Annotated in this window: 16 protein-coding genes; 3 read left to right on the plus strand and 13 right to left on the minus strand. The window is 72.6% G+C overall.

All coding sequences use genetic code 11. The features are described 5' to 3' along the window. Positions 1-57 precede the first annotated feature (57 nt). Positions 58-1,071: a DMT family transporter gene (locus OG295_RS29240; RefSeq protein ID WP_371679594.1), complete on the minus strand. Its 1,014-nt coding sequence runs from the start codon at positions 1,069-1,071 to the stop codon at positions 58-60. A 73-nt stretch (positions 1,072-1,144) separates the two neighbouring features. Between OG295_RS29240 and OG295_RS29245 the strand changes: the two genes are divergently transcribed. Continuing rightward, positions 1,145-2,044, plus strand: coding sequence for a LysR family transcriptional regulator (locus OG295_RS29245; RefSeq protein WP_371679595.1), 900 nt, complete (start codon positions 1,145-1,147; stop codon positions 2,042-2,044). A gap of 70 nt (positions 2,045-2,114) precedes the next feature. Here OG295_RS29245 and OG295_RS29250 read toward each other — a convergent pair whose 3' ends face one another. Next, a complete protein-coding gene (locus tag OG295_RS29250; RefSeq protein ID WP_371679597.1) occupies positions 2,115-2,588 on the minus strand; it encodes a pyridoxamine 5'-phosphate oxidase family protein in 474 nt (157 codons plus the stop codon). 76 nt (positions 2,589-2,664) lie between these two features. Here OG295_RS29250 and OG295_RS29255 point away from each other — a divergent pair, with 76 nt between their 5' ends. Beyond that, the gene (locus tag OG295_RS29255) at positions 2,665-3,279 is read left to right on the plus strand and encodes an isochorismatase family protein (protein ID WP_371679598.1); all 615 of its coding nucleotides are present in this window, start codon (positions 2,665-2,667) and stop codon (positions 3,277-3,279) included. A gap of 26 nt (positions 3,280-3,305) precedes the next feature. Here OG295_RS29255 and OG295_RS29260 read toward each other — a convergent pair whose 3' ends face one another. From OG295_RS29260 to OG295_RS29305, 10 genes are read right to left on the minus strand one after another with little or no spacing between them, the layout of a single operon-like run. Then, positions 3,306-3,764, minus strand: coding sequence for a hypothetical protein (locus tag OG295_RS29260; RefSeq protein ID WP_371679599.1), 459 nt, complete (start codon positions 3,762-3,764; stop codon positions 3,306-3,308). Next, positions 3,761-4,276 carry an HIT family protein gene (locus tag OG295_RS29265; RefSeq protein ID WP_371679600.1) on the minus strand — a complete coding sequence of 172 codons (516 nt, stop codon included), beginning with the start codon at positions 4,274-4,276 and terminating at the stop codon, positions 3,761-3,763. The genes OG295_RS29260 and OG295_RS29265 overlap by 4 nt, the downstream gene beginning before the upstream one ends. Next, positions 4,266-5,051, minus strand: a complete 786-nt coding sequence (locus OG295_RS29270; protein ID WP_371679601.1) for a copper homeostasis protein CutC — start codon at positions 5,049-5,051, stop codon at positions 4,266-4,268. Before OG295_RS29270 ends, OG295_RS29265 begins: the two co-directional genes overlap by 11 nt. A 3-nt stretch (positions 5,052-5,054) precedes the next feature. Beyond that, positions 5,055-5,723 (minus strand): HAD family hydrolase, encoded by a 669-nt coding sequence (locus tag OG295_RS29275; protein ID WP_371679602.1) that lies wholly within the window; start codon positions 5,721-5,723, stop codon positions 5,055-5,057. Positions 5,724-5,762: 39 nt separating this feature from the next. Continuing rightward, positions 5,763-6,851: a glycosyltransferase family 4 protein gene (locus OG295_RS29280; RefSeq protein WP_371679603.1), complete on the minus strand. Its 1,089-nt coding sequence runs from the start codon at positions 6,849-6,851 to the stop codon at positions 5,763-5,765. 8 nt (positions 6,852-6,859) lie between these two features. After that, positions 6,860-7,384, minus strand: coding sequence for a deoxycytidine triphosphate deaminase (locus tag OG295_RS29285; protein WP_371679604.1), 525 nt, complete (start codon positions 7,382-7,384; stop codon positions 6,860-6,862). Further along, entirely contained in the window at positions 7,381-7,911 is a 531-nt protein-coding gene (dcd, locus tag OG295_RS29290; protein ID WP_371679605.1) for a dCTP deaminase, read from the minus strand. Before dcd ends, OG295_RS29285 begins: the two co-directional genes overlap by 4 nt. Next, complete coding sequence (locus tag OG295_RS29295; protein WP_371679606.1) at positions 7,908-8,924, minus strand: diiron oxygenase; 1,017 nt, start codon at positions 8,922-8,924, stop codon at positions 7,908-7,910. The genes dcd and OG295_RS29295 overlap by 4 nt, the downstream gene beginning before the upstream one ends. Further along, positions 8,921-9,973: a methyltransferase gene (locus tag OG295_RS29300; RefSeq protein WP_371679607.1), complete on the minus strand. Its 1,053-nt coding sequence runs from the start codon at positions 9,971-9,973 to the stop codon at positions 8,921-8,923. The genes OG295_RS29295 and OG295_RS29300 overlap by 4 nt, the downstream gene beginning before the upstream one ends. Next, on the minus strand, positions 9,970-11,211 hold the full coding sequence (locus OG295_RS29305) for a cytochrome P450 (RefSeq protein ID WP_371679608.1): 1,242 nt from the start codon (positions 11,209-11,211) through the stop codon (positions 9,970-9,972). The genes OG295_RS29300 and OG295_RS29305 overlap by 4 nt, the downstream gene beginning before the upstream one ends. Positions 11,212-11,470: 259 nt before the next feature. On the opposite strand from OG295_RS29305, the gene OG295_RS29310 reads away from it, so the two are divergent. Further along, positions 11,471-12,181, plus strand: a complete 711-nt coding sequence (locus OG295_RS29310; RefSeq protein ID WP_371679609.1) for a LuxR C-terminal-related transcriptional regulator — start codon at positions 11,471-11,473, stop codon at positions 12,179-12,181. 50 nt (positions 12,182-12,231) lie between these two features. On the opposite strand, the gene OG295_RS29315 is transcribed toward OG295_RS29310, so the two are convergent. Then, positions 12,232-13,413: an NAD(P)/FAD-dependent oxidoreductase gene (locus OG295_RS29315; RefSeq protein ID WP_371679610.1), complete on the minus strand. Its 1,182-nt coding sequence runs from the start codon at positions 13,411-13,413 to the stop codon at positions 12,232-12,234. Between the last annotated feature and the right edge of the window lie 68 nt (positions 13,414-13,481).

Genomic DNA, 13,481 nt, shown 5'->3' on the forward strand with positions numbered 1-13,481 from the left:
GATCCGCCCCCGCCGCGGAGCGCGACGGGGGCGGGTGCTCGATCGCCGGGCCGGATCTCAGGCGGGCTTGGGCGCCCGGGGGCGGGCCTGGGTGAGGGCGGCGCCCGCCAGGACGACGACGGCGCCGACCGGGGTGTTCCAGTGCAGCTGCTCGCCGAGGATCAGGACACCGGCGGTCGTGGCGATGACCGGGATGAAGTAGGTGACCATCTGCGCGGTGGTGGGGCCGACCTCGGTCACCAGCCCGTACTGCATCTGCAGGGCCATGCCCGTGCCGAGGGCGCCCAGGGCGATCACGGAGAGGGTCGGCCAGAGCGGGAAGCCGGTGGGGGCGGAGGTGAACAGGGCGCTGACGGCGGCCAGTTGCACCGTCGACACCATGAGCTGCGCTCCGGTCAGCGCCACCGGGGAGCCCGGGGTGCCCGCCAGGGTGCGGCGGACGTAGATCCAGCCGATCGGGTAGCAGAGCGAGGCCAGCAGGGCCAGTGCGGTGCCCTTGGCGTCGATGCCCGCGAAACCCTGCCAGGCGCCGAGGACGGTCAGCACGCCGAGGAAGCCGAGGCCCAGACCGGCGAAGCGGCGGCGGGTGGGGCGGTCCTCGGAGAGGGCGACCAGTGAGAGCGCCATGCCCCACAGCGGCGAGGTGGCGTTGCAGATCCCGGCCAGGCTGGAGGGGATGCTCAGCTCGGCGTACGCGAACAGCGAGAAGGGGGCGGTGTTCAGCAGGAGCGCCGCCACCGTGAGGTGGCCCCAGGTGCGCACTCCCCGGGGCAGCGGCTCGCGCCGTACGAGCAGCACGGCCAGCAGGGCGAGGGCGCCGAACAGGACGCGGCCGAAGGCGACCTGGAAGGGCGCGAACGCCTCCGTGCCCACCTTGACCAGGAGGAAGCTGAAGCCCCAGACGACCGAGAGGAAGGCGAAGCGCAGCCGCCAGTCCAGACCGCCGGTGGCAGTGCCCGCGGCGGAGGCCGTGCCGGACGGCGAGGTGGTCGCGGGAGCGGTGACGGGGGAGGGGGAGGGGGTGGAGGAGGGGCCGGAACGGGCCGGGCGGGAGGGGGCGGGTGCGCTCATGTGCACACTCTGCTGCGCGGGACCTCGTAGGACAAGCGAGACTTCCTGCGCCTCACCGCGTAGCATCGCTTACATGTTGAACCTGGAGCGCCTGCGCACCCTGGACGCCCTCGCCCGCCACGGCTCGGTCAGCGGCGCGGCCGACGGCCTCCATGTGACCACGTCCGCGGTCTCCCAGCAGATGGCCAAGCTGGAGCGGGAGGTCGGCCAGCCCCTGCTGGCCAAGAACGGCCGCGGGGTGCGCCTGACGGACGCCGGGCGGCTGCTCGCCGATCACGCCGCCCGGATCATCTCGCAGGTGGAGCTGGCCCAGGCCGACGTCGAGGCCCAGCGGGGCTGCGCGGTCGGACAGCTGCGGATCGGGGCCTTCCCCACCGCGATGCGCGGGCTGCTGCCCCGGGCGCTGACCGCGCTGCGCACCGACCACCCGGACCTGCGGGCGATGGTGCGGGAGCAGGAGCCGGAGGAGGCCATGTTCGCCGTGGTGCGGGGGGACCTCGACATGGCCCTGGCCATCGACTGGCACAACAAGCGGATGCCGGTGCCGGCCGAGCTGACCCGCACCCACCTGCTGGACGACGCCGTCGACATCGCGGTGCCGCGCTCCCACCCGCTGGCCGACCGCACGAAGATCTCCCTGGCCGACTTCGCCGACGACGACTGGATCTCCTGGAACGAAGGCCAGTTCTGCCACGAGTGGCTGGTGTTCACCCTGCGCGGCACCGGGGTCGAGCCGCGCGTCGCCCACATCGCCGAGGAGCACCACACCCAGCTCGCCTTCGTGGAGGCCGGGCTGGGGGTGTGCGTGACGCCCCGGCTGGGCCGGGGGCCCGTGCCGGCGGGCGTCCGGCTGCTGCCGGTGTGCGACGCCGTACGCCGTCACGTGTACGCGGTCTGGCGCGCGGACGCCGGACGGCGGCCCTCCATCCGGGCCGCCGTCGGGGCGCTGCGCGAGGCGGCGGCCGCGGTGTAGGGCGCCCCGGGGGCTCGTCGGCCGGGCCGCCCGCCACGGGTCCGGGCCCGGACCCGGGGCCGGACCCGGGTCAGATCTTGCGGAAGTCCCAGGAGACGATGGACTGCGGCGTGAGGCGGATCCACGCGTGGCGGCCGTCGTGGGGCATCTCCTCGATGCCGAAGTTCTTGACGGGGAAGATCCGTTCGGCCTCCGTCAGCTCGGGGCAGGGCTCACCGGTGCGCGGGGCCTCGCCCACGAAGACGGCGCTGCCGGACAGTTCGACCCCGCGCAGCTCGTCGTACGACTCGCCGGAGTCCACCACCACCGAGATCCGGGGGTCCTTGCGCAGGTCGGCCCAGCGGCGGCTGCGCGTGATCGAGTACAGCCACAGCGAGGTGCCGTCCCAGGCGAACCACAGGGCCCCCACGTGCGGCCGTCCGTCGGGGGAGACGGTGGCCACCCGGCAGGTGCGCTGCTCACGGAGGAAGGCGTCCACTTCCGCGTCGGTCATCATGATGCGGCGGCCCCGCCGCTGTGTCCCGGCCCCGAGCGTCTCGTCCATCGTGCCCCTGCCCCTTCACATTTGACTGTGTGTCAGGAATCATGCGGGCTCCGCCGTCACCACGCCAGGGGGAGCCATGCCGGAGTTCGATCCCGCCACCACCGCGCTGCTCACCGTCGAGTGCCAGAACGGTGTCGTCGGCGAGGAGAGCGCCCTGCCGGAGCTGGCGAAGGAGGCGCGGGACTCCGGGATGCTGGACCGCGTGGCCGCCCTCGCGGTCGCCGCGCGCGCCGCCGGCGTGCGGGTGCTGCACGCCGTCGCCGAGCGGCGGCCGGACGGGCTGGGGTCCAGTACCAACGCGCGGCTCTTCCGGGCCGCCGAGCGGCTGCCCGTGCGCCAGCTGACCGGGAGCCGGGCCGTCGAGGTCGCGGCCCCGATCACCGTGGCCGAACGGGACCTGGTGGTCCGGCGGCTGCACGGACTGTCCCCGATGGCCGGCACCGACCTGGACGCCCTCCTGCGCAACCTCGGCATCCGCACCCTCGTCGTCACCGGGGTCTCCTCCAACATCGCGATCCCCAACACCGTCTTCGACGCCGTCAACCTCGGGTACGCGGTCGTGGTGCCCGCCGACGCGATCGCCGGAGTGCCGGCCTCGTGCACCGCCGAGGTGATCCGCAACTCCCTCGCGCTGGTGGCGGAGGTCACCACGACCGGGGCCCTGCTCGCGCGGTGGGCTCCCGCGGGCTGACCCGTCCGGTGGGCCGGCGGGGGGCGCTACGACCCGCGTGCGGCGCGCAGGAGCCACGGGCTGGGGCTGGTGAGGGTGACCAGTTCCCGGTACGTCGTGTCGCCGGGCAGCGGGACGACCAGCCACAGGCCCGGGGGGAAGAACCGGCTCTTGGAGTGGGCCAGTCCGCCGTAGACGGAGCGCAGGAAGGCGGGGACGGCGTCGCGGGGTACGTCGTGGAAGTCGACGTGGTCCACCGTGATCTTCGCGTCGTCCTCGGGGAAGAGGCGGACGCTGACCGCCGGGGTGCCCGCGAGTTCGACGAACGCCTCGTGCGGCAGCGAGCCGTCGGGGTCGAGGACCTCGAAGAGCGGGGCCGAGGTGCGGCGTGAGGTCTGGTCCGCGCCGATGTCGTCGGTCGTGGTCATGGTCAGGCGGTACTCGTCGGCGATCTCGCGGATCGCGCGGACGGCCGACTCGGTGGTCGGGAGGTGGGGATGGTTCACGGTCGGGATCGATCCTCCTCGGGCCGGCCCGGAACGGGGGCGGGGGACGGGTTCGTGCCGCGGGCCGGGGCGTCGGCGCGTTGCGGTCCGAGGACGCGACGGCGCGTCCTGGCCAGCGCGGCGGGGTCGGCGCGCTCCGCGGACCAGGGGCGGTGCAGGTGGTCGGCGTCCCGGCGCGGAACGAGGTGGACGTGGAGGTGGAAGACGTCCTGCCAGCCCGCGGGCCGGTTGGCCTGGAACAGGGTCATGCCGTCCGGGGCGAACACCCCGTCCAGGATCCGGGCCATGCGGTGGGACGTGCGCATCACGTCGGCCGCCTCGTCCTCGGAGACCGCCCAGATGTCGGCCGCGTGGCGACGGGGGATGACGAGGGTGTGGCCCTCCATCACCGCGGTGTTGTCGAGGAAGGCCACGGTCGACTCGTCCTCGTACAGGATCTCGGCGTGGAGCCGGCCGGACACGATCTCGCAGAAGTCGCACCGGTCGGACTGCGGGGTCACCTCACCGGACACGGGGGCGGGACTCCTCTCCGGGGGATTCGGGCACGGGGGGTTCGAGCACGCCCGGTTCGACCGCGGCGGATTCGACCAGTCGGCGCCACCGGCTGACGGCGGCCGGGTCGACCGGGGTGCCCCAGCCCCCGTGGCGGACCGACGTACCGACGTGGAAGGCGTCGACGCCGTGCGCGCGCAGGGCGGGTACGTGCCGGGGCAGCAGCCCGCCGCCCGCCATCACGCACACCCCGGTGCCGGTGCCGGTGCCGGTGCCGGGACCGTCCGGGTCGAGGACGGCGGACTCCGAGAGCAGGACGTCCAGACCGTCGGCCACACCGGTGACGCTGCCGGCGGTCAGGACGGTGTCCAGGCCCGGCAGGCCGCGCAGGGCGCGGCGGACCGCGGCGCGGTCCGCGGCGTGGTCCATGGCGCGGTGGAAGGTCCAGCGGCAGCCGGGGACCGCGGAGAGGACGGACGTCACCGCCGGCAGGTCCAGCGTGCCCCCCGGGGTCAGGAATCCGAGGACGAACGCGTCGGCTCCGGCCGCCCGCAGGGCGGAGGCCGCCTCGCGGAGCCGGTCCGGGTCGGCTGCCCGGAAGCCGCCGTGGTCCCGCAGCATGACCCGCAGCGGGACGGACACCGAGTCCCGGACGCGCCGGAAGTCCGCGAGGTCCGGGGTCATGCCGTCGGCGGCCATGTCCGTCGCCACTTCCAGCCGGTTCGCGCCGCCCGCGACGGCGGCCACGGCCTCTTCCACGGAGGTGACGACCACTTCCAGTACGGGTTCCCGCATCGTTCAGCCCTCCGATCGGGTCGCACCGGAGAACGGACGGAACCTGGGGGGCCAGGTGATGTCCCTGAGGTCGGGGACGATCAGGTCGGCGGCGCGGAGCGCCTCGCGGGAGTGCCCGGAGGCGATCGCCACGACGCGGGCGCCCGCCGACCTGGCCGCCGCCACGCCGGCCGGGGCGTCCTCGAACACCACGGTGGACGCCGGTGCCACGCCCAGGGCCGCGCAGCCCGCGAGGTAGCCCTGCGGATCCGGCTTGCCACAGGTCACGTCGTCGGCGGTGATCATGACGTCGAAGTGGGAGAGCGCCCCGATGGCGGTCAGCTCGGAACGGGCGTAGTCGCGCGTGCCCGACGTGACCAGAGCCACCGGTACGCCCGAGGCGCGCAGCCGGGCCACCAGTTCGACGGCGCCGGGGACGGTCCCGACGGGCGGCATGTCGGGCAGGGTGGTGTAGTGGAGGGCCTCGGCGAACAGCTCGTCGACGCTGCGGCCGGAGAACCGGTGGACGTGGTCGAGGAGCGCTTCCCTGCCCGGACGTCCGGCGAAGCCCCTGATCGTGCCCTCGTCGAACGGGACGCCGTGGTTGCGGAACAGACGTGACCACGCCTCACGGCTGCGGGGCTCCGTGTCGATCAGTGTGCCGTCCAGGTCGAACAGCGCGGCAGAGTACATGGGTCGGTCCTTCGTGGTCGGTGGAGGGGGCATGACCGTTCAGCCCAACCGGGCGGAGAGCGCGGCCAGTTCACGGGCCGTCCTGGACAACGGGAACAGTGCCGCGTTCCGGTGGCCGGCGGCGCGGAGGTCGTCCAGGACGCTCCGGTCCGCGGCCAGGCCCGCGAGCGTCTCGCGCGCCCGGTCGGGGGCGGCGAGGATGTCGAGGGGCAGCGCCGAGTCGCCCAGGGCGTCCGTCAGTCCCGGTACCGGCTGGTAGGCCACCGGGAGGCCGCAGGCCTGGGCCTCGACGGCCGTCAGGCCGAACGCCTCCAGCCTGGCCGAGGGGATCACCAGCAGGTCGTGCTCGGCGAAGGCGGCCCACAGGTCCGGGCGGCTCAGCCAGCCCAGGTAACGCGCCGCGGAGAGGTCCAGGACCCGGGAGAGCCGCCGGAACTCTGCGGTCGGCGCCGCCATGCTGAGCCGTACGCCAGGGGTTCCGGACACCGCGCGGACCAGTGCGGCGGCGCCCTTCTCCGCGGTCAGGCGGCCGGCGTACAGGACCCGGAGGTCCCCGTCGCGGCGGGCCGGCCGCACGGGAGGCCGGTCCAGCAGCCGGTCCGGGATCCCCCAGGGGATGTGGACGACGCGGTCGGGGGCGACGGGGGCGAGCAGGCGCAGCTGGTCGGCCATCGCCGCCGTCGGCACCACGACCGCCCGCGCGGCGGCGGTGGCCTCGCGCAGTACGTCGGCCTGCGTGGGATGGTCCGCCGCGAACAGCAGGTCCGTGCCGTGGACCAGGGCGATCGCAGGCTGCTTCGGGTAGCCCCGCAGCAGTGCCGGAGTGGCGCCGAAGGCGAGGTGCTGGAGGTGGACCACGTCCTGGTCCGCGGGCGGGAACCGGGTGGTGAGCGCGTCGGTGAGGCGGTCGACGTACGACCAGAAGCCCTCGCCGTCCAGCTGCTTGCCGGGTACGTCGAGCAGGGCGGGCAGGCCGGTCCCGGCCGGCGCCGGAACTCCGTCCGGTGCCAGCATGAAGGCGTCCGACGCCGACAGGGGCCCGTCCGGAACCAGGTAGAGGTCCTTGAGCAGCTCGACGCTGCCACCGGGACTGCCCCACGGCAGGTCGAGCCCGGTCAGTATCTTCACCGGGGGCCTCACAGCTCCTCGTAGAGCCGGGAGATGTCGATCCCGTCCGTCCGCGCGTACTTGCGGCCCACCTGCTGGTAGCTGGAGGGCTGCCCGGCGGTGGACAGGAAGACGATCTTTCCGAAGGGCATGCCCGGGTAGACCCGGACCGGCTGCGCCACACGGATCTCCAGGGTCCAGTGGATGGCGTGGCCCATGTGTCCCAGGGGCGCGGACACATGCACCCAGATGCCCAGGGCGCCGAGACTGCGGTCGCCGTTGATCATCTGTGCGTAGCGTTCCGAATGGGTGCGCTCGTGCGTGACGCCGAGGTAGAGCCGGCCGGGCCGTAGCACCATGCCTTCCGGAGGGATGACGTGCTCGGTGACGCGGGTGGCGGTGGCCGCGTCCAGTTCCTCGCCCTCGAAGGTCCGGATCCGGTCGCCCAGGTGCCAGTCGTAGGCGTTGGGGGAGACCCGGGCGGCGGCGAAGGGCTCGATGGTGATGTCGCCCCGCTCGACGGCGGTGAGGATGGCTGCTCGCGTCAGGATCACGGCGCCGGCACCGCCGCGTCCCTCCAGTAGCGGGACGCCTGCGGGCCCGCCGAGGACTGGTACTTGCCGTCGTAGAGGTCGACCTGCCCGAGCGACACGAAGAACATGATCTGGCCGATCTTCATCCCGGGGTAGACGCGCAGCGGCTGGACCGGGGACAGCATGAGCGTCCACTGGCCGTGGAAGCCGATGTCGCCGATGGGCGCGGTGATCTCCACGAAGAGTCCGAGGCGTCCGACGGAGGAACGCCCGAAGAGGAGGGGCACGTACAGGTCGGAGCCGACGCTCTCCATGGTGTGACCGAGGTAGAGCCGTCCGGGTTCCAGGACGTGGCCGTCCTCCCCGATGGTGATCTCCTGCGTCGGGTTGGGGCGGTGGGCGTCGATGACCTCGTCCGTGTAGGTCAGCAGCCGGTCTCCCAGGCGGACGTTGTAGCTGTTGGGGTTGACCTGTTCCGCGTGGAACGGGGAGATGACGATGCGCCCGTCGGCCGCCGCGCCCGTGATCTCGGGACCTGTGAGGATCATGTCGCCCTTCCGGCCAGGCCGGGGTTCCCGGCCTGGAAGTCGAAGTCCACCCTGTTCTCGATGCCGAGCTCGCGGCACAGCCGCCGCACTCCGGAGAAGTCGGTGACGAGCAGCTCGGCGTGCTGTCCGCCGCGGCCCGTCCGGGAGTCCTCGATGATGTCCCTGGCCTTGGGGATCCCCGCGAACTCCAGCACCTTCAGCCACCAGTCGAAGTCCTCCGCGCAGAAGGCGGTGATGCCGGCGGGAAGGCGGGAGACGAAGAAGTCCTGCTGCTCGCGGGTCAGATGGACGAAGACGTCCTTCATGACCTCGATCATCACCGGGCCGTGCGCCGCCTCGTCGCGTGCGTGCAGCCGGGCGATCAGGGAATGCATCGGCTGCACGGTGGTGTCCTGTGCCATCAGGTCGAGGAAGGCGTTCACGCTGACCTCGCCGACCGTGGTCCACAGCAGGTACAGCAGGTCCCTCTGCCAGCGCTCGCCCGCCGCCCCTTCCGCCGCGTACAGCAGACGGTTGGTCACGGGATGGCCGCAGTCGGGTTCGGCCGTGACCCGCCGTGCCTCCCGCGTGCGCTGCATGCCCAGCATGTGCATGTACGTGTGCCACACCTCGTCGATGTGGGACTGCCGGACGATCTCCTTGACCTCGAACCGGTCCACACCGGGGAAGACCGCGTGCCCGAGCTTCTCGAAGGTCGGGTTGACGACGAACTCCTCGGCGGCGACGACACGCTCGTTGTACGCGATCCAGCCCAGGGTGTTCACCGTGCGGCGCTTGTCCTCGGGGGCGCCCAGGAAGTCCGGGTGCTCACCGAACGGCATCAGGGAGACCGGGTAGTCGAGCAGTTCGGGGTCGTACTCCTCGGAGCCGGTGATCCTGTCCATGTCGGTGCGCACGGTGGCCCGCCGGGGCCAGGCGGCGGCCAGGCGGCGGAGCGTACTGGGGCCGACTCCGTGGGCGGAGTCCTCGATCGTGGTCCGGGGCGCGGCCGCGGACTCCTCGGTCGTCGTCATGCGTCGCCGCTCCCCGCCGCCGCCGGGGCGGCCTCGATCATCCGGTAGCCGTTGAACCCGACCGGATCGCCGATGCGCGTCAGCCGGAGGCCCGCGGCCCCGAGGACGCGGGCGAACTCTTCCTCGGTCCGTTCCCGGCCCCGGGTGAGGACCAGCAGGTTGAGGTCGCTCACCGGCAGGAAGGGATCGGTGGCGGCGTCCATGGCGGCGGGCGCGACGATCTCGACGATCAGCACCCGGGCCGTGTCCTTCATGGCCAGGCGGCAGTTCCGCAGGATGCGCACGCACCGCTCGTCGTCCCAGTCGTGCAGGACGCTCTTGATCACGTACAGGTCGCCGCCGGCGGGGACGGACTCGAAGAAGTCCCGGGCCGAGATCTCGCAGCGGTCCGACACCCCTGCTGAGGCCAGGGTGCCGGGCGCGCCGGACACCCCGGTGGGGGTGTCGACGAGGACGCCGCGCAGCCGGGGGTGGTGCCCCAGCACACCGGCGAGCAGGGCGCCGGAGCCGCCGCCGACGTCCACGACCGTGTCCACGCCGGTGAAGTCGTACAGCTGGGCGATCGCGCTCGCCTCCGCGCCGGCGCTCACGGCCATCGCGGCGTGGAACTCGGCGGCGAGGCCGGGTTCGGACGCGAAGTGGGCGAACACGGGCCCGCCGGTGACCGATTCCACCGAAGGCTCTCCGGTGCGCACGGTGTCCAGCAGCCGGCCCCACGCGGCCCAGATGGCCTGGTCGAAGTACGGCATCAGCATGGGGCGGACTGAGCCGGGGACGTCCGCCCGCAGCGGCGTACCGGCCGGCGTCAGCCGGAAGACGCCGCCCTCCGCCTCCTCCACCAGGCCGAGCGAGGCGAGCCCGCGCAGCAGCCGGCGCAGCGAGGGCGCGTGCGCACCGGTCCGCTCCGCCAGCTCCCCGGCGGTCAGGCCCTGTCGCGCCAGCAGGTCGGGGAGGCCCAGGCGGCCCGCGACGTGAATCATTTGTGCGGGGATGAAGCCGAAGGCGAGGCGGTAGAGATTGGCCGCCGCCATCGGATCGCTGATCGTCACGAACCACTCGTTTCAGGGAAAACGGGATCAAAGGAAACGGGGAGTGCGGTGAGGCCGCAGAGGATGCTGATCTGCCGCCAGCGCAGCTCCTCGGGAGGTACGCGCAGTGCGAGGTGCGGCAGCCGGGCCAGCAGGGCTCCGAAGGCCGTCGCCGCGAGCATGCGGGCCAGGGGTGCGCCGAGGCAGAAGTGGATGCCGTGTCCGAACGCCAGGTGGGGGTTGGGCTCCCGCCGGATGTCCGGGGTGTCGGGATCCGTGAAGACGCGGGGGTCCCGATTGGCCAGTGACAGGCCGATGTTGACGACGGAGCCGCGGGGGATCCGGGTTCCGCCGATGACGGTGTCCTCGACCGCGACGCGCAGGGAGGACTGACCGGCGGAACCCTCGTACCGCACCAGCTCCTCCACCGCGGCGGGAAGCAGGGACGGGTCGTTGCGGAGCCGGTCCAGCTGGTCGGGGTGGAGCAGCAGGGTCAGCAGCCCGTTGCCGATCAGGTTGGTCGTCGTTTCGTGTCCGGCCACCAGGAGCAGGACGGCGAGACCCACGAGTTCGTCGTCCGAGAGGGTGCCGTCACGCTCCTGGGCGACGACGAGTGCGCTGAGCAGGTCGGGCTGCTCGTCGGGGGAGGAGGCGGCCCTGACGGTGGCGCGCTTCGCCGCGATCAGGCGGGTGAAGTAGGTGCGCAGCCGGCGTGAGCGCTCCTCCCGGGTGCGCGGGCCCGCGTTCGTGGACAGGGTGCGGTCCGCCCAGGCGCGGAAGGCCGCCCGGTCCCCGGTGGGCACCCCGAGCAGCTCGCAGATGACGAGTACCGGCAGCGGGAAGGCGAGGTCGGCGATGACGTCGGCACGGCCCGACGGGGCCACGCCGTCCAGGAGTTCCCCGACGGTGCGCTCGGCCACGGGGGCGAGCTGCGCCACGCGCCGGCGGGTGAAACCGTGGGAGACGAGCCGGCGCAGCCGGGTGTGGTCCGGCGGGTCGTTGTTCGCCATCGGGGAGTAGGCGTGGTGGGTGTCGACGGCGGTGCCCAGGCGGCGCGGATCGTTCGACAGGCCCGGTGCGGCGAGTGCCTCGCGGGCCTCGGCGTACCGGGAGATCAGCCAGTAGGAGAACCCGCTCTCCTCCCTGACGAAACGCACCGGTGGCTCCGCGCGCATCCGCCGGTGGACGGCCTCGGGTTCCGTGAGCAGCCGGTAGGGGCTGAAGTCGAGCAGTGGAGCGGGCTCCGACGGTGTTTGCACGTGTACCCCCTGTTCTGGCTGACGGCACCACTTTCGCACCGGAGGCCGAGGGGCGTCGTCCGTCTGCAGACCAGTTCTGATTCCCCGACTGTGGGTTGAGCCGGGGGCACGGGAACCAACCCCGATACGTCACCCCCGTCTGATGAGTCAATGGTCAGATCAGTGGATCTCAAGTTGGCGTAGGGGTAGCCTTCGATGGTGGTCCAGACCAGTTGCGGATCACCGTTTTCTGTGCGAGCTGCACGGGATTCATGTATTCATGGGGGTAAGTCACACTGTGACGAACGAAATTGAGGCCGACTGTATCCGTGTCCTGATCTGTGACCCGCACCATCTGACGCGCATGGGACTTGCCAGCGTCTTGGAGCGGGAACCGGACATCGCGGTGGTCGGAGAGGCGCTGCACACCCGGGACGTGGAGGGGGCCGTGCAGAGACTGCGTCCCCACGTGGCGTTGGTCAGTCACGATCCCGATGCCATGGACGGCATCGCCATCGCAAAGGTGCTGAGGAGAACCGCCTGGAGCACCACGCCGGGCGTCCTGATGCTCAGTTCCAGAACCGACGACGAGGAGCTGCTGTGCGCCCTGCGCGGCGGCATCCGCGGTCTGCTTCCGGGCAACTGCGATCCCATGTCGCTCCCGGCCGCCATCCGTGACATCGCCGGAGGCGCGATGGTGCTGAAGTCGCCCTCGGCGGTGCAGCTGATCAGGCTGCTGCTCAACCGGTCGCCGGAGATGGCTCCCGCCACCTCCTCGCAGCTCTCCCTGCTCACCGGCCGGGAACGCGACGTACTGGCGCTCGTCGCGAACGGTCATTCCAACCTGATGATCGCCAAGATGCTTTCGCTCAGCGAGGCCACGGTCAAGTCGCACCTGTACCACCTGTGCCAGAAGCTCGGCCTGCGCGACCGCACCCAGGCGGTGATCCTGGCCTACGAGACGGGTCTGGTCAGGCCTTCCGCGGCCTGACGGGCGGCGGTGGTTTCCGGTGCCGGCGGCGCACCGGAAACCACCCACCCTCACAGTGCGGCCGCGGCCGGGGCCAGCAGGGCCGGGTCGATGTGGCTCACCGCCACCGACAGGAAGGCCTCGGCGGACGCCGGGTCACCCGCGATCCAGCGCGTGAACTCCACCCGCTCCGGCGTGACCTCCAGCCGCGCGCTGTCCAGCGCCGTGCGGTACCTCGGTTCCATGAGCCGCCGGTGCCCCGCGGCGTACCGCTCCAGCGCGGCGTCCGCCGCCCGGTCGTCGTGCAGCGTCTCCCCGACCGCCCCGGCGAGCAGCGAGGCCTGCTCGAAGGCGTCGCTGATGCCGGTCCCGGTGATCGAATCCTTGTGGCACGCGGCGTCTCCGACCAGCACCCACCCCGGGCCGGCCGTCCTCCGGAAGAAGTTGAGCTGGCTTCCCGTACCGCGCAGCCGCTCCACCCTGCGCGCCGACGCCGCGCGGTCGGCCAGTTCCGGCGCAGTGGTGCGCAACGCCTCCAGGTACGAGCCCCGGGGGTCCCGGCGGACCTCCGGGAACTCCTCCTGCGGGAAGTAGGCCGCCACCAGGGTAAGTTCGTCGTGCGTACCGACGACGCCGATCAGCCTGCCCGTCCGCTCGAACACCTCGAACTGCGCGGGGAGCCCCTCCCAGTACCCGTAGTACACGCACGTCAGCGGGGCGTCCTCGCGCTCCACTCCGGAGCCGAAGTGCCCGGCCATGGCCGAGCGCATGCCGTCCGCCCCCACGACCAGACGGGCCCGGACCCGGCCGGTGGCGCCGGAGGCCGTTCGCCAACGCACGCCGTCCACCCGGCCGTTCCCGGTCAGCACGCCGGTCACGGTGCACCCCGGACGGAACTCGACGCCGGACTCGACCGCCGCGTCGATCACGAGGCTGTCCAGCACGAAGCGCCGCGGGGCGTAGACGGCGTCGATCCCCTCCTCGACCGGCACGGCGCCCTCCAGCCGGAGGTCGCCGAGGGTGTACGAGATCCGCCGCACCGCGGGACAACCGGTGTCCGCGAGCCGTCCCAGCAGGCCCCACCGGTTCAGCAGCCGCAGCCCGGGGCGGTGGATGTGCTGGGTGGAGAGCGTGTCGCTGGGGAACCGCGACCGGTCCAGGAGCAGGACCCGGTAGCCGGCCCGCGCGAACAGCATGGCGGTCGAGGCGCCCGCGCTGCGGGCGCCGACGACCACGACGTCGTAGTGGTCCATCGGTTCGGTCTTCCCTCCGGTCGGGTGGGCGGGTGTACGGAACGCGGGGTGCGGGGGGTCCGGGGGGC

Origin of the sequence: Streptomyces sp. NBC_01276, from assembly GCF_041435355.1 — a bacterium.
GTDB lineage: Bacteria > Actinomycetota > Actinomycetes > Streptomycetales > Streptomycetaceae > Streptomyces.